The following is a 22,291-nucleotide window of genomic DNA, read 5'->3' on the forward strand; positions in this document are numbered from 1 at the left end:
GGAATTTTCCGGGTCGGATTTTTCCAAAAATCCGCCACCGCTCCCGGCTAGGAAGTGCTTTGCACGTAGGGGCCTGCATGATGGCCAAGCCGGGTTCCCAGGGCCTGCGAACGGCTGTGGAGGCTGACATGCAGTCTTTCCGACGGGTCCAGCCCGATCCTGCGCCGCCTGCGGGTGACCAGCAATTTGCCATACCCCCGGAATGTCCCCTGCGACGGGGCAAGCGGGTCCTGGACAAATCTGTCCTGCCACCCCGGCGGCAGGGGCAGCCCCCGCGCCTCAAGCTTTGACAGCATCCAGACCAGAGGAATATTGGCCAGCGGTCGTGCCGCCTCGAACCCGCCGAGATGCCCGCCCACGTCTCCATGGGTGCCCGGGAACCAGACCTGCTCGACCCGCCCGGAGTACCCTTCGGGAGTGGTCCAGAGTACCGGCGCATAGGCCACCCGCGTCTCGTCATGGGCCAGGGCGTGATATCCGTGCAGCACATCGGCACCGAGCTCATGATTGTGAAACCCGTGCACCTTCCGGGACAAACGCCACAGGACGGGCGCATTCAGCCCCAGTGACTTTACCGTATCCCAGATGGCAATCGTGTCGATTTCCACGCCCTGGTGGCAATATGCGGCGCTGAAGGCGCGCGCTTCCGCACTGGCCGGGTTGGTTTCATAATGACGATAGGCGGTGCGCACCGCCTCTTTCGTGCTGTGATTGGGGCGCAGCAGGCCGACCATGTTCATGACCCCGGCCAGCGACCGCACCGCATAGGCGCCGCGCGAATAGCCCAGCAGAAAGATGCGGTCCCCGGGGCGGTAGCGGGCCGAAAGCCAGCCATAGGCCCGCCTGATCTGCCGGTTGATCCCCCGCCCCGCGATCACATCCCAGATCGAGCGCCAATGAGTCCATTGCAGCCCCGGCTCATAATAAAGCGACAGCGCGCTTCTGGTCTCCTTGAGCAACCCATAGGCCTGCCCGGCGTTGGTCCTGCTGGCCGGTTCAAGCGACGACAGGGTGCCGTCCAGAACGATCACATGGATGGCGCGCTGAGGTGGTGCCCCTTCGGGTTCATTCTGCGGCGATCTTGGCACCGTTCAACATCTCCCAGACCCGGTGCGGCGTGAATGGCATATCCGCCTGACGCACCCCCTGCTCCCAGAGCGCATCCTGAACCGCATTGGCAACTGCGGCCAGCGCGCCGACTGTGCCCGCCTCGCCGCAGCCCTTCATTCCCATGACATTGGCCGTGGATGGCACCGGCTCTGACACAAAGCTGATATTGGGAAGGTCGGCGGCACGGGGCAAGGCATAGTCCATGAACGATGCCGTGAGCAGCTGGCCATCCTCGTCATAGACCACGCGTTCCTGGATCGCCTGGCCAATGCCCTGGGCGACACCGCCATGCACCTGCCCCTCGGCCAGCATCGGGTTGATAAGATTACCAAAATCATCGACGACCGTATAACGTTCGGTGATCACGACACCGGTCTCCGGATCGACGACGACCTCTGCCACATGCGCCCCGTTGGGAAAGCTGCGCGCTTCCAGCGTCGCGCGTTCGTGATGGGTCAGCAGGTCGTCACGCCCCTTCGCACGGGCCATTTCGGCCACCTCCAGCATGGTTGGCGTCATGTTCGACCCCTCCGCACGGAAGCGTTCATCGTCAAAGTTGATCTCGCTTGCGGCCACGCCCATTTCCTCGGCCAGAAAGGCGGTGAATGCCCGGGTGATCGCCGTCACGGTGGCCAATGTGGCGTTGTTCTGCGTGGTGACAGAGCGCGACCCGCCCGTGCCGCCGCCCTGTGCGATCAGGTCACTGTCACCCTGCACCACGTCAATCAGTTCGGCCGGAATACCTGTCTGATCCGACAGGAACTGCGCATAGACCGTTTCATGACCCTGCCCGTTCGACTGCGTGCCGACCAGAATCGTCACGCGGCCATTGTCCTCGAACACCACCTTGGCGCCTTCGGAAGGGTCGCCCAGAATGCTCTCGATGTAATAGCACAGCCCCTGCCCCCGCAGCAGGCCATTTTCCGCATCCGCCGCCTTGCGCGCCGCGAAACCATCGCGGTCGGCCTCCCGGGCGACGCGGGTCAGCAGGCGATTGAAATCGCCCACGTCATAGGTTTCTCCGGTCGCGGACCTGTAGGGGAACTGGTCGGGCTTGATGAAGTTGATCCGGCGCAATTCCCAGGGGTCGATGCCCAGCTCGCGCGCCGCACGGTCCATCAGACGCTCCAGCACATAGATCGCCTCGGGCCGTCCGGCCCCGCGATAGGCGTCCACCGGCACGGTGTTGGTGTAATACCCCTCGGCCTGCAACCAGGTGGTCTGAACGTCATAGACCCCCATCAGAACGCGGCTGAAGAGGGTTGTCTGGATATGCTGGGCAAACTGCGAGTTATAGGCCCCGAGGTTGCAGCGGGTCTTTACCCGATAGGCGGTGATGCGGTTGTCGGCATCAAAGGCGAATTCCGCAAGGCTGGTCAGGTCTCGCCCGCCATTGTCGCTCAGCATCGCCTCGGTCCGGTCCGACATCCAGCGCACCGGACGGCCCAGCGCCCGCGCCGCCTGGGCGACGCAGAAATATTCGTTGTAGGTCATCGACTTCATGCCAAAGCCGCCGCCGGTATCGGGGTTGGTCACCCGCACCTGCGCGTCCTCCAGTCCAAAGGCAGTCTTGAGAAACTCCTTGTGCACCCAGACGCCCTGCGCATTGTTGGCGACATGCAGACGCCCGTCCTGCCATTCCGCATAGCAGCCGCGCGGTTCCATCGAATTGACGATGATACGGTTGTCTTCCACATCGAGGGCAACGGTCCGCGCCGCCGCGTCAAAGGCCGCCTGCGTCGCCGCTTCGTCGCCCATGCCCCAATCAAAGGCCCTGTTGTCGGGTGCCTCCGCGTGCAGCGTCTCGCCGCCCGGATGCAGGTCTGTCTTGGCAGGCAGATCGTCAATGTCGAGCATGACAAGCTCGGCCGCGTCGCGCGCCTGCGCCAGCGTGTCCGCGATCACCACGGCGACGGGTTCGCCGACATATCTGACCCTGTCCCTGGCCAGCATCGGGCGCAGGGGTGCCGCACCCTTGGTGCCGTCCCGGTTCTCCACCACCGCACCGGACATCGAAATATCCATGCCCGCCGCTTCCAGATCGGCGCAGGTCAGGATCAGGTGAACCCCCTCTGACTGCGCAGCATCCGAGACATCCAGCTCACTGATCACACCATGCCCGACCGAAGACCGCAGGAAATAGGCATGCAACGCCCCTTCCGGCGCAATGTCATCCACATAGCGCCCTTCGCCCATGAGAAACCGCATGTCTTCGGTACGCTTGACCGGTTGGCTTTTTCCGAATTTATCCATGATCGGTCCCCTTGGTGTGTCTGTCGGTGAAACAGATATAGGACAGATATGGGTTGTCCAGCCCAACCCGCACCCCGACACCGGCAGCGCATGAGATGCCAAGGGCACAGAGAAGTATTTGGGCATAAAGAAGCAAAAAGTCAGGGTAATCCTGAGCTTCCCGGCCCAACCCGGCCTGGCGGTACAGGCCGGAGCGTCGATGGCCGTGCATGAAGAAGCGGTCCGGTTCGCGAGGTCAGAGGGTTTTGACCTTTACGTCATCAGCTGGCCCAGAATGGCAAACCGAACCGTCGCGCAGGATTTGGCAAAAGGCAGGTTTGAGTCCTTATTGACATGAGGCGTCAGCCGGGCATCGCCCGACCTGGAGGGCGTTCCAGACCTGTATGTGATGGGAAACGTTTCAGCCCGCAGACCGGATCATGGCTTGGCTGACGGTGCAAAATCGCCCTCCGGGGGGAGGTCGGGCGATGCCCGGCTGACGCCGGGCAGAGGCGCTTGGGGGTATGCACCGCGCCAATGGCACGGCAGCTCTGTCCGCTTGTCGGACCTTGACCCACACCGCGCCGTAAGCCCTGCCTGGGTCAGAAATGCCTGAGGTTTGCACCAATATTGAGTGACGACGCCCCTTGGCAAGATTCAACAAAACCAGTCCCGTTGAGGCAAAGATGCCCGATGTGCCACAAAGGATATCGGTCCGGCCCATGATGCCGCCGGGATCGGCGCACGTTTCGCCCCGCGCGCAGAAGCCTCGTACCGCCACCCTTTCCCTTCACCGCATCCTCCGCTAGATCAGCATCCAAACGACGACAGGATGGATCAGCATGGCCCTCGACAAGACATTCAACGCCCAGGACGCCGAAAAGCGCCTCTATGCCGCCTGGGAAAAGGCCGGTGCCTTCAAGGCCGGTGCCAATGCCCGCGAAGGTGCCGAAACCTTCTCCATCATGATCCCGCCGCCCAATGTCACCGGCGTGCTGCACATGGGCCATGCCTTCAACAACACGCTGCAGGACATCCTGATCCGCTGGCACCGGATGCGCGGGCATGACACGCTCTGGCAGCCGGGGCAGGACCATGCGGGCATCGCCACCCAGATGGTCGTCGAACGCAAGCTGGCCGAGACCCAGCAACCCTCGCGCCGTGAAATGGGGCGCGAAGCGTTTCTGGACAAGGTCTGGGAATGGAAATCCGAATCCGGCGGCACGATCATCGAACAGCTCAAGCGGCTCGGTGCCTCCTGCGACTGGTCGCGCAACGCCTTCACCATGTCCGGCGCCCCCAACGCCCCCGAGGGCGAAGAGGGCAATTTCCACGATGCGGTCATCAAGGTCTTCGTGGACATGTACAACAAGGGCCTGATCTACCGCGGCAAGCGGCTGGTCAACTGGGACCCGCATTTCGAAACCGCGATCTCCGATCTCGAAGTCGAGAACATCGAAGTCGACGGCCACATGTGGCACTTCAAATACCCGCTCGCGGGCGGCGCCACCTATACCTATGTGGAAAAGGACGAAGACGGGAATGTCCTCTTCGAGGAAGAGCGCGACTATATCTCCATTGCCACCACGCGCCCCGAAACCATGCTGGGCGACGGCGCGGTGGCAGTTCATCCAACGGATGAACGCTATGCGCCAATCGTCGGAAAACTCTGCGAAATCCCGGTGGGGCCGAAAGAGCACCGCCGCCTGATCCCGATCATCACCGACGAATACCCGGACAAGAATTTCGGCTCGGGCGCGGTCAAGATCACCGGTGCCCATGACTTCAACGACTACGAAGTCGCCAAGCGCGCGAAGATCCCGATGTACAACCTCATGGACACCAAGGGCGCGATGCGCGCCGATGGCAAGCCCTATGCCGAGGAAGCCGCCGTCGCCCAGGCCATCGCCAATGGCGAACAGGACTTCACCGAGGCTGACATCGCCGCCATGAACCTCGTGCCGGAAGCCTATCGCGGGCTGGACCGTTTTGAGGCCCGCAAGCGCGTGGTCGCCGACATCACCGCCGAGGGCCTTGCCGTGATGATCCCCGGCCCCATCGACGACAGCGACGGGCGGGTCTGCTCTGCCACCGACGACATTCCGCTGGTCGAGGCCAAGAAGATCATGCAGCCCTTCGGCGACCGCTCCAAGGTGGTGATCGAGCCGATGCTGACGGATCAGTGGTTCGTGGACACCAAAAAGATCGTCGGCCCCGCGATTGACGCCGTGCGTTCGGGCGAGGTGGAAATCCTGCCCGAGCAGGACAAGAAGGTCTATTTCCACTGGCTGGAGAACATCGAACCCTGGTGCATCTCGCGTCAGCTTTGGTGGGGGCACCAGATACCGGTTTGGTATGGGCCAATGATACCCAAGGACCCGAAAGCTGAGGAGTTTTTCTCAGAAGAAAACACTCTCGCCAAAAGACAGACCTTTTGCGCGGCTAACGCCAAAGAAGCCACCGAAGATGCCGCCGAGCTTTATAGAAGGCTGTTGGGAGAGGAAATCGAAGTCATCGACGGGGAGCATGCTGGCTTCGAATTCGACAAGGCCGGGAAGCTCTCCAAAATCTTCATCCGCCGCGACCCCGACGTCCTCGACACCTGGTTCTCCTCCGGCCTCTGGCCCATCGGCACCCTCGGGTGGCCCGAGGACACGCCCGAGCTGCAAAAATACTTCCCCACCTCCGTCCTGATCACCGGCTTTGACATCATCTTCTTCTGGGTCGCCCGGATGATGATGATGCAATATGCCGTGGTCGGCCAGAAACCCTTCGACACCGTCTATGTCCACGCGCTGGTGCGCGACGAGAAGGGCAAGAAGATGTCGAAGTCGCTCGGCAATGTGCTCGACCCGCTGGAACTGATCGACGAATACGGCGCCGACGCGGTGCGCTTCACGCTGACCTCCATGGCCGCCATGGGGCGCGACCTGAAGCTGAGCACCGCGCGCATCGACGGCTACCGCAAGTTCGGCAACAAGATCTGGAACGCGACGGCCTTTGCCGAACGTAACGGCGTGCTGGAGGTGCCGCACAGCGACACGCCCCCCGACACCACGCTGACGGTCAACAAATGGATCAAGGGCGAGATCGCCAAGACCCGCGAGGCTGTCGATGCGGCGCTGGCGCAGTACCGGTTCAACGACGCGGCCAACACGCTTTATGCCTTTGTCTGGGGCACCTTCTGCGACTGGTATCTGGAATTCACCAAGCCGATCTTCGACGGCGACGATGCGGCGGCCATCGCTGAGACACGCGCGACCTATGGCTGGGCGCTGGACCAGTGCCTGATCCTGCTGCACCCGATCATGCCCTTCATCACCGAGGAACTCTGGGGCCAGAAGGACCGCCCCGGCATGCTGGTGCACGCGGCGTGGCCGACCTATACCGCCGCCGCAATGGTGGATGCGCAGGCCGACGAGGAATTGAACTGGGTGATCTCGCTGATCCAGAACATCCGCTCGGCGCGGGTGTCCATGGGCGTGCCCGGCAGCCTGAAGGTGCCGATGGTCTATACGGAAATCGACGCGGCAGGCCTGCTGGCATGGGAGCGCAACCAGGATCTGATCGCGCGGCGCGCCGGCGTCGAAAAGCTTGAAAAAGTCGAGACTTTCCCAAAGGGCACCGCCTCCATCCCGGCGCGCGCCGCAACGCTTGGCCTGCCGCTTGAGGGGATCATCGACATCGCGGCAGAAAAGGCCCGCCTGCAAAAATCGCTGGACAAGCTCGCCAAGGAAATCGGCGGGCTCAGGGGACGCCTGAACAATCCCAGGTTCGCCGCCTCCGCCCCCGAAGAGGTCGTTGCCGAGGCCCAGGCCAACCTGGACGCCCGGCAGGAAGAGGCAGACCAGCTTCAGGCCGCCCTTGACCGGCTGGCGGAAATGGGCTGACCCCCTCTTTCATTGTTCCGGCAAATACACATGCGCGCGCCATCGCCCTGGCGCGCGCTTCATGTTTCCGGTGCCGCGGCTACTTGAAAACAGCGGGGCGTTTCCCGAATTCGGCCGCGACCACCTCCATCTGGTGCGGCTTGCCCAGCAATTCGGCCTGCTCGCGCGATTCCGCCTCCAGAACCGCCGCCTCGCCGGCAACCTCCGCCAGTGAAATCAGCCGCTTGGCCGCGCGAATGGCCGAGGGGCTCTTGCCTGCGATGACCTCTGCCAGCGCCGTTGCCGCCGCCAGCGGATCCTCGGCCACCTCGGTCACCAGCCCCCAGCGTTCTGCCTGTGCGGTGCCGATCGGCTCCGCCGTATAGGTCAACCGCCGCAGCACGTCGCTGCGCACCAGTTTCGGCAGCAGCACCATGCCGCCCATGTCCGGCACGATGCCCCATTTCATCTCCATCACCGCGAATGTCGCATCCGGTGCCGCAATCCTGATGTCCGCCCCCAGCGCCAGCTGCATGCCCGCGCCAAAGCAGACGCCGTGGATGGCGGCGATCACGGGGATCTCCATGCGGGACCAGACCATCGCGACCTCCTGCCACTGGTTCGTGGTGCCGTTGCCATGGCTGCGCGGCATCAGCAGGTCCGCCGGGTCCTTTCCGATCATGCCCGAGAGCCCGGAAATGTCGATCCCGGCGCAGAAAGCCTTGCCTTCGCCGGAAAGCACGACACAGCGCGCCTCCGATGCCGCGACCTCGTTCCCGGCGGCGATCACCGCGTCGATCATCTCCTGATCCACGGCGTTCATCTTGTCCGACCGGGTCAGACGGACAAAGGCGATGTGATTTTCATAGGTGATCGAAACGCGGCTCATGGCATCCTCCTGCAGGGTTTCGGACAGTAGAGCGCAAGCCGCGCCACCGCGCCAGCCCAACGCTGCGGCACTCCGGAGCAGGCCGCAGCGCGCACCCCCTTGCCCGGCGCGCCGACCGGGCCTATCAAACCGCATGACAAACCATCGCCTCACCCCGCTTGCACATTCCCTGCCCGCCTCTGTCCCCTTCGTCGGGCCCGAAACCCAGGAACGTGCGCAAAAACGCCCCTTCACCGCCCGGCTGGGCGCGAACGAGAATGTCTTTGGCCCCTCGCCCCGCGCCCTTTCGGCCATGGCTGAAACCGGCCACTGGATGTATGGCGATCCCGAAAGCCACGATCTGCGCGCGGCCCTGGCCCGGCACCATGGCACGACGATGGAGAATATCGTGGTGGGCGAAGGCATCGACGGGCTGCTGGGCTATCTCGTGCGGCTTTTCGTGGCACCCGGGGATGCGGTTGTCACCTCGGACGGCGCCTATCCGACCTTCAACTACCATGTCGCGGGTTACGGTGGCGCGTTGCACAAGGTGCCTTACGTCGCGGATGGCGAAGACCCGGAAAGCCTTTTCGCCAGGGCGGCGGAAGTGGATGCCAAGCTGGTCTATATGGCCAATCCGGACAATCCGATGGGCAGCTGGCACCGGGGTGCCGATATTGCCGCCGCGATGAACAATCTGCCCGAGGGCACGCTGCTGGTCCTGGACGAAGCCTATGTGGAGACGGCCCCCGAAGGCACCGCGCTGCCGCTGCCTTTTGACGATCCGCGCGTCATCCGCATGCGCACCTTTTCAAAGGCTTACGGGCTGGCAGGCGCGAGGGTCGGCTATGCGCTCGGGGCGCCTGAACTGATCACCGCCTTCCACAAGGTCCGCAACCATTTCGGCATGAACCGCGCGGCACAGGCCGGTGCGCTGGCGGCACTGGAGGATCCGGACTGGCTGGCCCATGTGCAGGCCGAAATCGCCGCCGCCCGTGACCGGATCGCGCAGATCGCAGGCCAGCACGGGCTGACACCGCTGCCTTCGGCGGCGAACTTCGTCACCATAGATTGCGGTCGGGATCACGCCTTTGCCAAGGCTGTGCTGGACGGTCTGGTTGCGCGCGGCATCTTTGTGCGCATGCCCTTCGCGGCCCCGCAGAACCGCTGTATTCGCGTCAGCTGCGGCACGCCTGCGGATCTCGATGCCTTTGCCGCAGCGCTGCCGGGCGCGCTGGCGGATGCAGAAAAGGGCTGACTCGGCGCAATCGGCATATATACTTGATCACGATCAAGCTGCGAGAGACCGATGCGCGAGCCCCACGACCGTCCCGCTGCCCCGAACTACACTCAGGCCTGCATCGTGATGTTCGGCGTCAATCTGGCGTGGGTGCTGATGGCGATCTGGGCAATCTGGGGCCTGATCGCGGCAGCGGTTCTGGGCTGGGTGGTGAACAAGGTGATTGATCGCATCGCCGCGACACGGCAATAGGGGCGCGCGCGGCCACCGCGCCCAGACACCCTTTCGAAAGGCCTGCCCCATGTCCTCCAGCCTCCGCATCGTGCTTTCCAGCGATCATGCCGCCATCAACCTGCGCCGCGCCGTTGCCGCCCATGTCACATCGCGTGGCCATGAGGTGCTCGACATCGGCCCCGAGACGCCCGAGAGCACGCATTACCCCGACCACGGTGCCGCCGCCGCGCGGCATGTGACGTCAGGCGATTGCGCGCTGGGGATCGTGCTTTGCGGCACCGGCCAGGGGATCATGATGGCAGCGAACAAGGTATCAGGGATTCGTTGCGGCGTCTGTTCTGACGTCTTCTCGGCCCGGATGATCCGCGCGCATAACGATGCCAACATGCTGGCCCTGGGGGCGCGGGTGATCGGCGATGGCGTCGCGCTCGACATTGTCGATGCGTTTCTCGACACCGCCTTCGAAGGCGGACGCCATGCCACAAGGGTCGACATGATCATGGCGCTGGAAGGTTAAGCGCCTGCGATCACATCTGCTGCCGCCTCCAGCGCGCCGGGGCCGTGTTCGATCTTCATTGCGCGCATGCCGGCCTCGATCCCGCCCAGAAGGCCCATGATCATATGGCCGTTGGTATGGCCCATGTGCCCCAGCCGGAAAAATCCGTCGCGCGCCGGATCGCCGGGTACGGCCATCCCGAGCCCGATGCCAAGGGTCAGGCCCAGCTCCTGTTCGACCCAGTTGCGCAATTCGGTGGCATGCGGGCTTTGCAGGCGCAGGGCGGTCACCGCGCAGCTGCGGTCGGCCGGATCGGCGACATTCATCCCGAAGGTGCCGGCCGTGGACCAGGCCTCGCAGGCGGCCCAGACCGCACGGGCCAGCAACAGGTGGCGCGCCCAGACCTGTTCGATCCCCTCCTCGTGGATCATGGTGAGGGCGGTGCGCAGACCGTATAGATGGTGGGTGGGGGCGGTGCCCCCGTGGTATTGAAAGAATTCCTCCGGGTGGGCGCGCGGGCTCCAGTCCCAGTACCAGCTGACGCAGGGCAGTCTGGCGCGCGCCGCCTCTGCCCGGTCATTGAAAAAGACAAAGGCCATGCCCGGCGGCACCATCAGGCCCTTCTGGCAGCCCGTCACCATGACATCCACGCCCCAGGCGTCCATCTCGAAGACGTCACAGCCCAGCGAGGCGATGCAATCGGCCATCAGCAGCGCGGGATGGTCCACATCGTCCAGCACCGCGCGCAGGGCCGCGATGTTGTTGCGGATGGAGGTTGCCGTGTCCACATGCACGGCCAGAACCGCCTTGATCTGATGGCCCGTGTCGGCCTTCAGCGCCTCGGCGATGCGGTCCATGTCCATCGGGGATTGCCTGCCGAAGTCGATGATATCCACCTCCAGCCCGAGGCTTCTGGCCATCTGCCCCCAGCCCAGCCCGAACCGCCCGGTGGCGGGGACCAGCACCCTGTCGCCGGGCTGAAGCACATTGGAGAGGGAGGCTTCCCAGGCCGCATGGCCGTTGCCGATGTACATGGCCACATGATGATCCGTCCGCGCGACCCGTTTCAGATCGGTGACCAGCCCGGGCATCATCTCTGTCAGCTCACCGGCATAGATATTGGGCGCGGCCCTGTGCATGGCGCGCAGCACCGCGTCGGGAATGACCGAAGGTCCGGGAATCGCAAGATAAGGACGCCCCTGCGCCAGTTTCGGAGTCTTTGCCATGGGTATGCCTTGTTGTGGTAGCTATGATCGGGCCGACACTACGCCCCCTTGATCCGGCGTCAATATCTCACCTGCCTTGCCCTGTCCCCATGGGTTGCGTAGACAGGTCTGCAGACCGCCCCAAAGGAGCGTCCACGTCGATATGAACGATCAGACCTACACGTCGGGCGAGCTTTTGCGCTGGCTTTGGCGGGATTACCTGAAGAAACACACCAAGCTGATGATCGTCGCCATGATCTTCATGGGGATCGAGGGCAGCACGCTGGGTGCTCTGGCACGGCTGATGGAGCCGATGTTCGACACGGTCTTTGTCGCCGGGGACCGCAGCGCGCTCAAATGGGTCGGGCTGGTGCTGGTCGGCATCTTTGCGATGCGCGCCATTGCCGGGGTGATCCAGAAGGTATTGCTGACCCGCATCGCGCAGCGCACCGCCGCCGACATGCGCATCGAACTGCTGGACAAGCTGATGGTCCAGGATGGCGCGTTTCACCAGTCGCATCCCCCCGGCTTCCTGATCCAGCGGGTGCAATCGGACGTGAATGCCGTGGGCGATGTCTGGCGCGCGGTCATCACGGGTGCCGGCCGCGACGCCATCGGCCTGCTGGTGTTGCTGGGGGTGGCGATCTCGATTGATCCGGTCTGGGCTTTCCTGGCCTGCATCGGGGTGCCGCTGATGGTGCTGCCCGCTGCTGCCGCCCAACGCTTTGTGCGCCGCCGTGCCCGCGAAGCGCGCGATCTGGGCGCGCATCTGGCAACCCGGCTGGACGAGGTGTTTCACGGCATCGTCCAGATCAAGCTGAATGCGCTGGAAGAATACCAGTCGCGGCAATACCGCGACCTGACCCGCAGGTTCATCACCACCGAAGTCCGCGCCGCCTTTGGCAATTCCGCGATACCGGGGATGATCGACATCATGTCCGGCATCGGTTTCATGGCCGTGATCCTTTATGGCGGCAGCCAGATCATTTCGGGTGACAAGACAATCGGCCAGTTCATGACGTTTTTCACCGCCATGGGCTTTACCTTTAGTCCGCTGCGGCGGCTGGGCGGGGTCAGCGGGCTGTGGCAGACGGCGGCAGCGGCGCTGGAGCGGCTCAAGGAGCTCTTGGATGCCCCCGCGCCCCAGACCAACCCGCAGCACCCCAAGGCACTGCCGCTGCCCGGCACCGATATCAAGTTGAAGAATGTGACCCTGTCCTTTGGCGAGGCCAAGGTGCTGGACGGTTTGTCCCTGACCGCGAAGGAAGGCGAGACAACGGCGCTTGTCGGGGCTTCGGGTGCCGGGAAATCGACGATTTTCAACGTGCTGACCCGGCTCATCGACCCGCAGGAGGGCGAGGTCACCATCGGTGGCACCTCGGTCAAGGACCTGACGCTGGCGGACCTGCGCGGTCTCTTCTCTGTGGTGACGCAGGAAGCGCTGCTGTTTGACGAGACCCTGCGCGAGAACATCGTGCTGGGCCGGACGGATGTCAGCGAGGCGCGCCTGCAGGAGGTGCTGAAAGCGGCCCATGTGGCCGATTTCCTGCCCAAGCTTGAGCACGGGCTGGATACAAAGGTGGGGCCGCGCGGCTCTGCCCTGTCGGGGGGGCAACGGCAAAGGGTGGTGATCGCCCGTGCGCTGCTGCGCGACACGCCGATCCTGCTGCTGGACGAAGCGACAAGCGCATTGGATGCGCAGTCTGAACAGGTGGTGCAGGACGCGCTGGACCGGCTTTCGGCCGGGCGCACCACCATCGTGATCGCCCACCGGCTGGCCACCATCCGCAGCGCCGACCGCATCATCGTGATGGACCGGGGCCAGGTGATGGATGAAGGCACCCATGAGGAGTTGCTGGCGCGCGGCGGGATCTATGCAAACCTCTATCGCTTGCAGTTCGAAGACGGAAAGACCGTGTCGGACATCCGGGGCATGCGGGCGCTGCGGGCCCGTGAACGGGGGCTTGCCCCCGCCGCACCAAACCTTCTGCAACGGATTGGCCAGCGCCTGTTCGGCTGAGCATTGCCAGGTGGTGCGCTGATCGTCGCGATCTGGCCGGGGCCTTCGCTGACTACCGGGCGGACCATATTGGCTGGCTGATTGACCGGCTGATCGACCGCCTGAGGCGCATGGCCAAGCCGTCCTTATGGTCGGAATGATGACATGTCATCATGTGACGCGACGCAGACCGGAAGACACCGCAGGGTCAGCAGAACCTCCGGCCGGCAGGATTGCACCGCGATTTTCCCGGATCAACCTGCCCTACCGCCGATACCCCTGAGCCAGCTGCTCCGGGTCGCTGCCCGCGCTGTAGCGCAGCAAAGTCCACAGATTGCGCAGGCCCCGTCGCAGCCATCCCTGGCGCTGGTATTTCTCGGCGCTGGTGACGGCAACGGTATCAAGCCCCGACAAATGCCCCCGCAGGGCGCGCGCGATTGCCACGTCTTCCATCAGCGGGATGTCGGGAAAACCGCCGGTCTTTTCGTAAAGCGCCTTTGAAATCAAAAGCCCCTGATCCCCATAGGGCAGTCCGAAACGGCTGCGCAGGTTGGCCCAGCCACTGACCAACAGCGCCGGCAGCCCGCCCCTGTCGAACTTCAGGCGGCACCACCCGGCGTTGCTGCTGTTGCGGATGTGATGGCGCATGCAATCGGCCCAGCCGGGTTGCAGCCGCGTATCGGCATGCAGGACAAGCAGCCACTCGCCCCTGGCCTGCGCACAGCCGCGGCGCAGCTGCCCTCCGCGCGACGGTGCGCCTTGCAGCACCTGCGCGCCCCAGGCCTGTGCCAGCGCGGCGGTTGCATCGTCCGATCCGCCATCGCTGACGATCAATTCGCGGATAATCCCCGCCTCCAGCCCTTCCATCAGCGCCGTCAGACAATCCGGCAGCACGTCTGCCGCATTCAATGTCGGAATGATGACCGTGATCGGCGCGCGCATGGTGCCCCCTTTTGAACGCTGGACGGAAGCTATATGTCATGGCTACCGCAGAAAGGACACCATCATGACAAACCGCCGTATCCTGCGCCTGTCGGGCAAGGACACCCGCGAATTCCTTCAGGGCCTGATCACCAACGACATCCGCAAACTGGAAAAGGGGCCGATCTATGCCGCCCTTCTCACGCCGCAGGGCAAGTATCTGGCCGACTTTTTTGTCACTGGTCAGGAGGATGGCGCGGTCTTGCTCGATGTCGCGGAGAGCCTGGGCGATATGCTGGTGCAGCGGCTGACGATGTACAAGCTGCGCGCCTCAGTCACGATCGAAGACACCGGATTGCACCTGCATCGCGGCACCGGGACCCCGCCGCCCGACGGCTATGCCGACCCCCGTCATCCACAGATGGGCTGGCGCGCCTATCGCGCCCAGCCGCAGACAGATGACGTAACCGATTGGGACAGCCTGCGTGTGGCGCATCTTGTCCCCGAAACCGGCGTGGAGCTGACGCCCGATACATTCGTGCTGGAGGCCGGGCTGGATCGTCTGAATGGCGTAGATTTCAGGAAGGGCTGCTATGTCGGCCAGGAAGTGACCGCGCGGATGCGGCACAAGACGACGCTGCGCAAGGGTCTGGCACAGGTCGATGTCGCAGGATCGGCCGATGTGGGCACGGAGCTTTTGTCAGGTGACAAACCCGCGGGCACCCTGCTGACGCAGGCGGATGGCAAGGCCATCGCCTACCTCAGGTTTGATCGCGCCACGGGTCCGATGACCGCCGATACCGCCCAGGTCACATGGAACGGGTCGGGTTCAGCTATGACAAAATGAGCGGGCCTCGCCCCGATCCGCACCGGTTTGCGCTGCATGCGCAGCATAACGTCACGTCAAGGGCCTGACGCCTCAGGCGCGTTCGACGTATTCCATCGTCTCGGTGTTGACCACGATATCCTCGTCCTGGCCGACGAAGGGAGGCACGGAAACCTTCACACCATTGTCAAGAATGGCAGGTTTGAAGGAGTTGGCAGCGGTCTGCCCCTTCACCACCGGCTCGGTCTCGACAATCTTGCAAACGACCTTTTGCGGCAGTGAGGCGTTCAGCGCCTCTGCCTCGTGATATTCCACCACGATCATCATGCCGTCCTGCAGGAAGGGGCGGCGGTCGCCCAGAAGCTCGGCGGAAAGCTGCACCTGTTCGTAGGTTTCGGTATCCATCAGGACCAGCATCCCATTGTCTTCATACAGAAATTGCTGATCTTTCTGTTCCAGCCGCACACGCTCGACCTTGTCCGCAGACCGGAAGCGTTCGTTCAGCTTGGAGCCATTGCGCAGATTGCGCAGCTCTACCTGGGCAAAGGCCCCGCCCTTGCCGGGTTTCACATGGTCGACCTTGACCGCTGCCCAGAGGCCGCCGTTATGCTCCAGCACATTGCCGGGGCGGATCTCGTTTCCATTGATTTTTGGCATTTTGCAAAACCGTCATAAAGGTTGATGTATGTTCATCGCATCCTATATCTGGCGCATCGGCTCCCTGCAAGGCGAGCGCGGGTTATGCTGCAACCGCGAAAGGTCATGCGTTCACTGCATGGGAGACATGCGAAATATCGGTATCCGAATCGAGTGATATCCGTCATAAGAGGCCGCACGCCGAAATGACAAGAGCAAGAATAATAGAAAGGACGACGAGATGAAAGATTTCGTTGATGGCACCGCTTTCAATAACGAGCAAGGAAATCGGGCCAGGAAACTCTTCGCTGCCGTGGTACTGGCAGCGCTTGATGACGCGATTGCGGACGACAAGAAATACGGTAACGGACCAGAGCAGATTGCCCGCTGGGCGCGGTCTCGTGACGGGCGCGAAGTGCTGAGCTGTGCCGGCATCGACCCGAACGAACGCGTCGTGACCGGGCTCATGGATTTCGTTGGAAAAGGTGTCAGGACCTCCGTCGCCCTGAGCCGTGAAGAATCCGAGCGGCGCAATGCTGCTCAGCAGGCCGAAGCGGCCTGATCCTCCCTCCGCTATCAGAACAAGATCAAACGCAGTCTCAGGGCTGCGTTTTTTTTCGCGCGGGGCGGAAGGGCCGTGGTCACATCCCCCTTTTCCCTCCGCGCGATTTGCGCCAGCTTGCGCACCAGTTGCAAAGGCGCTGAAATGACCAAAGCCATCATGATCCAGGGCACCGGTTCGAACGTGGGGAAATCCATGATCGTGGCCGGTTTGATTCGCGCCTGCGTGAACCGGGGCCTGCGGGTGCGCCCGTTCAAGCCGCAGAACATGTCCAACAATGCCGCCGTGACCGAAGACGGCGGCGAGATCGGGCGCGCTCAGGCGCTGCAGGCCCGTGCAGCGGGGGTGGCACCGCATACGGACATGAACCCTATCCTGCTGAAGCCCCAGTCGGCCACGGGGGCGCAGCTGGTGGTTCAGGGCAAGGTGGCAGGCCATCAGGAGGCGGCGGCATTTGGCGCGAACAAACAGGCGCTGATGCCCCATGTGCTGGAGTCCTTTCACCGGCTGGCGAAGGGCATAGACCTGATCATCGTGGAGGGCGCGGGCAGCCCGGCAGAAACCAACCTGCGCGCGGGCGATATTGCCAACATGGGCTTTGCCAATGCTGCCGGTGTGCCCGTCATCCTGATGGGCGACATCGACCGGGGCGGCGTGATCGCACAGATCGTGGGCACGCAGGCGGTCATGTCAGCGCAGGACAACGCAATGGTGCGGGGCTTTGCCGTCAACAAGTTCCGCGGCGACCGCAGCCTGTTCGATGCGGGCCGCGACGACATCGCGCGGCGCACCGGCTGGCCCAGCCTGGGCGTGATCCCCTGGTTCGACCAGGCGCACCGCCTGCCCGCCGAAGACGTGATGGACCTGCCCGCTCGCGCACGCTCCGGCGGTGCGGGCTGCGTGATCGCGGTGCCGCGCCTGCCGCGCATTGCCAATTTCGACGATCTGGACCCGCTGGCGGCCGAGCCGGGCGTGGATCTGCGCATGATCATGCCCGGCACGCCCCTGCCCGCCGAGGCCGATCTGGTGCTGCTGGTCGGCTCCAAAGCCACGATTTCCGATCTTGAGGCCTTTCGCGCCGAAGGCTGGGACATCGACCTGGCCGCGCATATCCGGCGTCGCGGGCATGTGCTGGGGCTTTGTGGGGGGTATCAGATGCTGGGTCGTCGGATCGCCGATCCGCATGGCATCGAAGGGCCGCCATCAGAAGTGGCCGGGCTGGGGCATCTCGACATTGAGACCGTAATGGCCCCCAAAAAGCACCTGTCCCTCAAGACCGGCACCCATCCGGCAAGCGGCACAGCCCTGTCCGGGTATGAGATTCATATCGGGGAAACCACCGGCCCTGACAGCGCGCGGGGCTGGCTGAGCTTCGATGGCACACCCGAAGGGGCCACCAGCGAAGATGGCCGCGTCCAGGGATGTTACATGCATGGGATCTTCACGTCCGACGATTTCCGCCGCGCCTATCTGGCGGATTTCGGCGTCACCTCATCCCACCAGTTCGATCTTGGCGTGGACAAGACGCTGGACGCCCTGGCAGAGCATGTCGAAAGCTACATGGATGTGGACCTGCTGCTGTCGCTTGCAGGCGAGGTCTGAGCGTTATTCCAGTTCCTGCGCGGTCAGGGCGCGGTGGATTTCACGCCGCACCAGCTTGCGCACATTGCGGGTGATCCGTTCACCCAATGCGCCTTGCAGTTCGGCCCGCACGATCTCGCTGACCAGATCGCGCAGCGCTTCCTCGTCCAGCAACTGATCATCTTCGGCAAACACAGGGCGTTCGTCGGATTTTTCCGCCTTGGCATCTTCCGCCGCATCAGGCTGGTCGGCTTTGGCCTGATCTTGCGCGCTCCGGTCACTGAAGAAGCTGCCGGGATCCGGCTGTTCGCCCCGGTTTTCGGGAAGGTTGTGCAGGCGCGCGGTCGAGACCGTCTGCTCCACATCATCTTCCCATGCCATCGCAGGCGCTTCGGTGCCGGAATATTCACCATCACCCGGGCTGTCCGGTTCCCAGGTTTCTGAAATATTGCCGATTGCGGTTTCCAGCGCTTCAATCTTGGCGCTCAGCGTTGCGGCCTGGGCGTCATGCCGGGCGGGAGTGGCATCATCATCCGCATCCGGCCCCGGTGCCACGGCTTCATCCTCGTCCGCATCCTGGAATGCGTCATCGAAGGCGTAGCCGTCTCGGCCCCCCTCGCCATCCTGGTCGGCATCATCGGCGAAATTATAGGGATCGGTTTCGTAATCGAGGGCCGGGTCATCCAGATCCGTTTCGATATCACCGAAATCCGGATCACCGGCGACGTCCGGCGCGGCGGATAGGGCTTCATCACCTGCCGCGGTATCGGGCGCAGGTCCCGTCCCGACCGAGGTTTCATCGCTCGCATCTTCGCCATAGGCCGCCTCGAATGCGGCATCCTCTTCGGACCAGTCCTGCGCCATGGCATCGTCAGCTTTGTCCGGCGTTTCGACGTCGGGCTCTGCAACACGCAAGGCAGGGGTCAACACCAGCCGGTCAGAGACAACGGGCCGGGTTTTGGTCTGCAAAGGACGTTTATCTTCAGAAACCAGACGGCGGATCGAAGACAGGACATCCTCCACCTCGGCATTTGTGACGGGGTCGGACATAGATTTTTACCACTCATTCCTCACGCGGAGGTTAGCGCGGATCAGAGATTCCCACAATGGGGCGCTGAAAATTGTCAGTCTTTTTGCAAAGCCCGCAAAACACGGTCAAGTTGACGCCCCTGCCGGGATTCCTTTGCCGGGCCGTCCTTGACCAGATTGTAATAACCCGCAGGGTCATAAATCTGGACCGGCAGCCCCAGGCTGGCCGCGGTCAGCTGTCCCGTCGCCGAGAGGATCGAATAGGCGGCGATATAAAGGTTCGCGCGGGCCGAAACCTGTGTCGACTGGGCATCCAGCAGGGATTGCTCCGCATCCAGCACATCCAATGTGGTACGCGCGCCCAGCGTCGCTTCCTCGCGCACGCCCCGGAAAGCGATACGTGCTGCGCGAATCTGACGCTCGGATGCTTCAAGCTGCGCTTTGGCAGAGGCAAATCCGGCATAGGCATTGCCAACCGCCTGTTCGACATCAAAGCGCACCACATGCAGATTGGCCCGCTGCGCATCCCTTTGCGCCATGCTCTTGCGCGCGGCAGATGACAATGCACCGCCTTGATAGATGGTCTGGCTGACGCCCAGGCCAATGGAGGCATTGTTGTTGTAATTCTGGTTGCCGAATTCCTCGGACACGCCGACCGAGCCGGAGAGCTTGATCTGCGGCGCCATCGCCGCTTCGCTCGCACGGATCAACAGGTCGGCAGCGGCCACCTGATGCTGGGCCGACTGCAGCAGCGGGTGGCGGCGCAATGCCAGCCCCTTGGCGGTGTCGATGTCATTGCTGATCGCGGGCAGCTTGGGCGGTCCGCTCAACCGGCCGGGCTTGCGGCCCACGGCGGTACGGTACTCTTCCTGCGCGCGCAACAGGTCGCCTTCGGCCCCGGCCAGGCCGCTGCGGGCATTGGCCAGCTGCGCCTCGGCCAATGCAACGTCGGTCCGGGTCACCTCACCGACTTCAAAGCGGTCACGTGCCGCGCGCAGCTCCTGCGTCAGCAGCCGCACGTTGTTCTGGCGCAGCGCCACGAATTCCGATGCTTCGATCACACCCATATAGGCACTGACCGCGCGCAACAGGATCTGCTGTTCGACGTTCAAAAGCGAATCGCGCGTGGCAAGCACCGTTTCCTTGGCCGCCTCGATGCGGAAGGCCGAGGCGCCAAAATCATGGATCAGCACTTCGGCAATCAGGTTGATCGATGCATTCAGCGAATTGGAACTGCCTGTTGTCGCGAAAAAGCCCTGTGGCGGCGAATCGCGGTAGCTCTGGGTCAGGCCAGCGGTCCAGCGCAGAACCGGCTTCAACGCGGCGCCGGCAGCGGCGACATCTTCGTCGGCGGCCCGCAGGACCGCGCGATTCTGTTCCAGCAACCCTGAATGGTTGTACGCCCCGACCAGCGCATCCGCCAATGTTTCGGCCTGAGCCGGCCGGTCCGCGGCCACCAGCGCCGTCGCAAGACAGACAATGCCCGCCGCGCGCCGCAGTTTCTGGATGGAAATCACCTGCATCATGAGTTTCTCTCTGCTCATATCCCCGGCCCGGCACGCCGCCGGGTCTGTTTTTATCAGAATTCGAAGGCAACCTCGCGCCCGAAACCCGGCAATACCGGTGCCGCCGCATTGAAGGCCATCCGCCAGCTGATGTCCGCGCCGCGCTTGCGGCCGACGCGCACCTCGCCCAATTCACCATCCATGAACAATGCCGCGATCCGCCCGTCTTCCTTGAGCTGTTCGAGCAAGGGGGCTGGCACCTGCTGCACGCCGCCCTGAAGGATGATCACGTCATAGGGGCCATGTTGCTGCGCGCCCTCGACCAGCGGGCCGACATGCACCACCGCGTTATCCGCCCCGGCGGCCATCAGCGCTTCCTGCGCCTCATGGGCCATGGCCTCATCCTCTTCGACGGCAACGACAGCTTCGGCCATATGCGCGATCACTGCGGTGGAATAGCCCATGCCCCCACCGACATCCATCACAAGTTCCCGGTTGGTGATCGCCAGAACATCCAGCATCTTGGCCAGGGTGCGCGGCTCAAGCAGGACACGCCCCTGCCCCAGGTCGAGGTTTTCTCCCATATAAGCCGCTTCGCGTTGGGCAGATGGAACAAAGTCCTCTCTCGGCACGGACAGCATCGCCTCTATGATCGGAAACTTGGTCACATCGGAGGGTCGGACCTGGGTATCGACCATCATATTGCGGCGCGTGGCGAAATCGATCATCAGCTAAACTCATCTGTTCAGATTCTCTTTGATCAGGTGTGCCACATCACTCGCGGCGCGGCAACGGCCCGAACCTCATTTTCACCGCTTCATGGGACTTGCAGGCACAGATGTGATCAGATAGCAGTGCATCACCCCATCGGCTGGCGAGTTGGCGGAGTGGTTACGCAGCGGATTGCAAATCCGTGTACACCGGTTCGATTCCGGTACTCGCCTCCAATCTCCTCGACAACACAGACGCTTGCTTCACTGCTTTGGCAGCGCGGATACTGGTGCGGTTTGCAGGCCGGCTTACAGATTCCGCAGTTTTCGCCTCCCCGCGTGACAGCCCAGCTGACTGCGGCTAAGGTCCTGAAATGGCGGAAGGTCCCTGGACAGACGAAGAGAACGATCTGATCGTGGCGGATTATTTCGCCATGCTCGCCGACGATCTCTGTGGCCGCCAATATGTGAAGGCGGAACACAACCGCGCCCTACAGGAACGGATCGACCGCTCCAAAGGCTCGATCGAGTTCAAGCATGCAAATATCTCGGCCCTGATGCCGGCCTTCGGCCAGCCGATCCTTACCGGCTACCTGCCCCGGTTCAATGTTCAGACGACGCTGGCCGAGGCCGTCGACCGCTGGCTGCGCGCTCATCCGGAATGGGTCGAGCGGCTGCCAAAGGCCGCGACGCCGGGTATGGCTTTCACCAACGACCGCCTGTTCCTGGATACTCCGCCCACGATGCGCAACACCCCGCCCCCAGAGGAGGCCGAACAGTTGCGCAGCATCGCGCAACATTTCGACGTCGCGGCACAGCAGGAACGCAATCGCGCGCTCGGGCGAATGGGCGAAGAACGCGCGCTGGTCCATGAACGGGCGATGCTCAGGGATGCTGGCCGGGACGATCTGGCTCGGCAGGTCAAATGGGTCAGCGAGGAGATGGGCGACGGCGCGGGCTACGACATTTCCAGCTTCACGCCGGACGGCACCCCTCGCCTGCTTGAGGTCAAGACGACAAATGGCTGGGATCGCACGCCGTTCCACATCTCACAAAACGAACTGCGTGTGGCGGATGAGAACAGGGATACCTGGCATCTCTTCAGGATCTACAACAACGCGCGGGGGCCGAGAGCATTCGAGCTCCGCCCCCCGCTGGATCACCACGTCACCCTGACGCCGACGAGCTTTCAAGCCCGGTTCGATTAGAATGTCTGCACATTTGCCGGGACGGCGGGCGGGGTGTCGTGAGCTTTGCTCACGCACGCC

Annotated in this window: 18 protein-coding genes and 1 tRNA gene; 10 read left to right on the forward strand and 9 right to left on the reverse strand. The window is 63.3% G+C overall.

All coding sequences use genetic code 11. The annotated features are described in order from the left end of the window. Positions 1 to 47: 47 nt before the first annotated feature. Entirely contained in the window at positions 48 to 1,088 is a 1,041-nt protein-coding gene (locus tag O4H53_RS15340; RefSeq protein WP_269365119.1) for a DUF2235 domain-containing protein, read from the reverse strand. Then, a complete protein-coding gene (locus O4H53_RS15345) occupies positions 1,066 to 3,363 on the reverse strand; it encodes a xanthine dehydrogenase family protein molybdopterin-binding subunit (protein ID WP_269365121.1) in 2,298 nt (765 codons plus the stop codon). The genes O4H53_RS15340 and O4H53_RS15345 overlap by 23 nt, the downstream gene beginning before the upstream one ends. A gap of 821 nt (positions 3,364 to 4,184) precedes the next feature. Here O4H53_RS15345 and O4H53_RS15350 point away from each other — a divergent pair. Further along, entirely contained in the window at positions 4,185 to 7,232 is a 3,048-nt protein-coding gene (locus tag O4H53_RS15350) for a valine--tRNA ligase (protein WP_269365123.1), read from the forward strand. A gap of 79 nt (positions 7,233 to 7,311) precedes the next feature. Here the strand turns inward: O4H53_RS15350 and O4H53_RS15355 are convergent, their stop codons facing one another. After that, complete coding sequence (locus O4H53_RS15355) at positions 7,312 to 8,100, reverse strand: crotonase/enoyl-CoA hydratase family protein (RefSeq protein ID WP_269365125.1); 789 nt, start codon at positions 8,098 to 8,100, stop codon at positions 7,312 to 7,314. Between the two features lie 133 nt (positions 8,101 to 8,233). On the opposite strand from O4H53_RS15355, the gene O4H53_RS15360 reads away from it, so the two are divergent. The 3 genes from O4H53_RS15360 to rpiB are packed head-to-tail and all read left to right on the forward strand — an operon-like array spanning position 8,234 to position 10,070. After that, entirely contained in the window at positions 8,234 to 9,337 is a 1,104-nt protein-coding gene (locus O4H53_RS15360) for a pyridoxal phosphate-dependent aminotransferase (protein ID WP_269365127.1), read from the forward strand. 51 nt (positions 9,338 to 9,388) lie between these two features. Further along, the gene (locus tag O4H53_RS15365; RefSeq protein ID WP_114272734.1) at positions 9,389 to 9,571 is read left to right on the forward strand and encodes a hypothetical protein; all 183 of its coding nucleotides are present in this window, start codon (positions 9,389 to 9,391) and stop codon (positions 9,569 to 9,571) included. 49 nt (positions 9,572 to 9,620) lie between these two features. Beyond that, complete coding sequence (rpiB, locus tag O4H53_RS15370) at positions 9,621 to 10,070, forward strand: ribose 5-phosphate isomerase B (protein ID WP_269365130.1); 450 nt, start codon at positions 9,621 to 9,623, stop codon at positions 10,068 to 10,070. Here the strand turns inward: rpiB and O4H53_RS15375 are convergent. After that, on the reverse strand, positions 10,067 to 11,275 hold the full coding sequence (locus O4H53_RS15375; RefSeq protein WP_269365131.1) for a pyridoxal-phosphate-dependent aminotransferase family protein: 1,209 nt from the start codon (positions 11,273 to 11,275) through the stop codon (positions 10,067 to 10,069). The genes rpiB and O4H53_RS15375 overlap by 4 nt on opposite strands. Before the next feature lie 142 nt (positions 11,276 to 11,417). On the opposite strand from O4H53_RS15375, the gene O4H53_RS15380 reads away from it, so the two are divergent. Next, positions 11,418 to 13,274, forward strand: a complete 1,857-nt coding sequence (locus O4H53_RS15380; RefSeq protein WP_269365132.1) for an ABC transporter ATP-binding protein — start codon at positions 11,418 to 11,420, stop codon at positions 13,272 to 13,274. A 243-nt stretch (positions 13,275 to 13,517) separates the two neighbouring features. On the opposite strand, the gene O4H53_RS15385 is transcribed toward O4H53_RS15380, so the two are convergent. Continuing rightward, positions 13,518 to 14,195, reverse strand: a complete 678-nt coding sequence (locus O4H53_RS15385) for a TIGR04283 family arsenosugar biosynthesis glycosyltransferase (protein ID WP_269365133.1) — start codon at positions 14,193 to 14,195, stop codon at positions 13,518 to 13,520. Positions 14,196 to 14,259: 64 nt separating this feature from the next. Here O4H53_RS15385 and ygfZ point away from each other — a divergent pair, with 64 nt between their 5' ends. Continuing rightward, complete coding sequence (ygfZ, locus tag O4H53_RS15390; protein ID WP_269365135.1) at positions 14,260 to 15,021, forward strand: CAF17-like 4Fe-4S cluster assembly/insertion protein YgfZ; 762 nt, start codon at positions 14,260 to 14,262, stop codon at positions 15,019 to 15,021. Positions 15,022 to 15,093: 72 nt separating this feature from the next. On the opposite strand, the gene efp is transcribed toward ygfZ, so the two are convergent. Beyond that, positions 15,094 to 15,657, reverse strand: a complete 564-nt coding sequence (gene efp / locus O4H53_RS15395; RefSeq protein WP_114272728.1) for an elongation factor P — start codon at positions 15,655 to 15,657, stop codon at positions 15,094 to 15,096. 220 nt (positions 15,658 to 15,877) lie between these two features. Between efp and O4H53_RS15400 the strand changes: the two genes are divergently transcribed. Further along, on the forward strand, positions 15,878 to 16,198 hold the full coding sequence (locus tag O4H53_RS15400; RefSeq protein WP_008228933.1) for a DUF6280 family protein: 321 nt from the start codon (positions 15,878 to 15,880) through the stop codon (positions 16,196 to 16,198). Positions 16,199 to 16,342: 144 nt separating this feature from the next. Then, positions 16,343 to 17,800, forward strand: coding sequence for a cobyric acid synthase (locus O4H53_RS15405; RefSeq protein ID WP_269365142.1), 1,458 nt, complete (start codon positions 16,343 to 16,345; stop codon positions 17,798 to 17,800). Between the two features lie 3 nt (positions 17,801 to 17,803). Here the strand turns inward: O4H53_RS15405 and O4H53_RS15410 are convergent, their stop codons facing one another. From O4H53_RS15410 to O4H53_RS15420, 3 genes are all read right to left on the reverse strand, one after another. Further along, entirely contained in the window at positions 17,804 to 18,829 is a 1,026-nt protein-coding gene (locus O4H53_RS15410) for a hypothetical protein (protein WP_269365143.1), read from the reverse strand. A gap of 74 nt (positions 18,830 to 18,903) precedes the next feature. Further along, on the reverse strand, positions 18,904 to 20,352 hold the full coding sequence (locus O4H53_RS15415; RefSeq protein ID WP_269365144.1) for a TolC family outer membrane protein: 1,449 nt from the start codon (positions 20,350 to 20,352) through the stop codon (positions 18,904 to 18,906). A 35-nt stretch (positions 20,353 to 20,387) separates the two neighbouring features. Next, positions 20,388 to 21,041 (reverse strand): protein-L-isoaspartate O-methyltransferase family protein, encoded by a 654-nt coding sequence (locus O4H53_RS15420; RefSeq protein ID WP_269365145.1) that lies wholly within the window; start codon positions 21,039 to 21,041, stop codon positions 20,388 to 20,390. A gap of 145 nt (positions 21,042 to 21,186) precedes the next feature. On the opposite strand from O4H53_RS15420, the gene O4H53_RS15425 reads away from it, so the two are divergent. Together O4H53_RS15425 and O4H53_RS15430 are read left to right on the forward strand one after the other, a co-directional pair. Further along, positions 21,187 to 21,260 (forward strand) — tRNA-Cys (locus tag O4H53_RS15425). A 137-nt stretch (positions 21,261 to 21,397) separates the two neighbouring features. Then, positions 21,398 to 22,231: a DUF3883 domain-containing protein gene (locus tag O4H53_RS15430; RefSeq protein ID WP_269365146.1), complete on the forward strand. Its 834-nt coding sequence runs from the start codon at positions 21,398 to 21,400 to the stop codon at positions 22,229 to 22,231. Positions 22,232 to 22,291: the final 60 nt, after the last annotated feature.

Origin of the sequence: Sulfitobacter sp. G21635-S1 (assembly GCF_027213915.1) — a bacterium.
Lineage (GTDB): Bacteria > Pseudomonadota > Alphaproteobacteria > Rhodobacterales > Rhodobacteraceae > Sulfitobacter.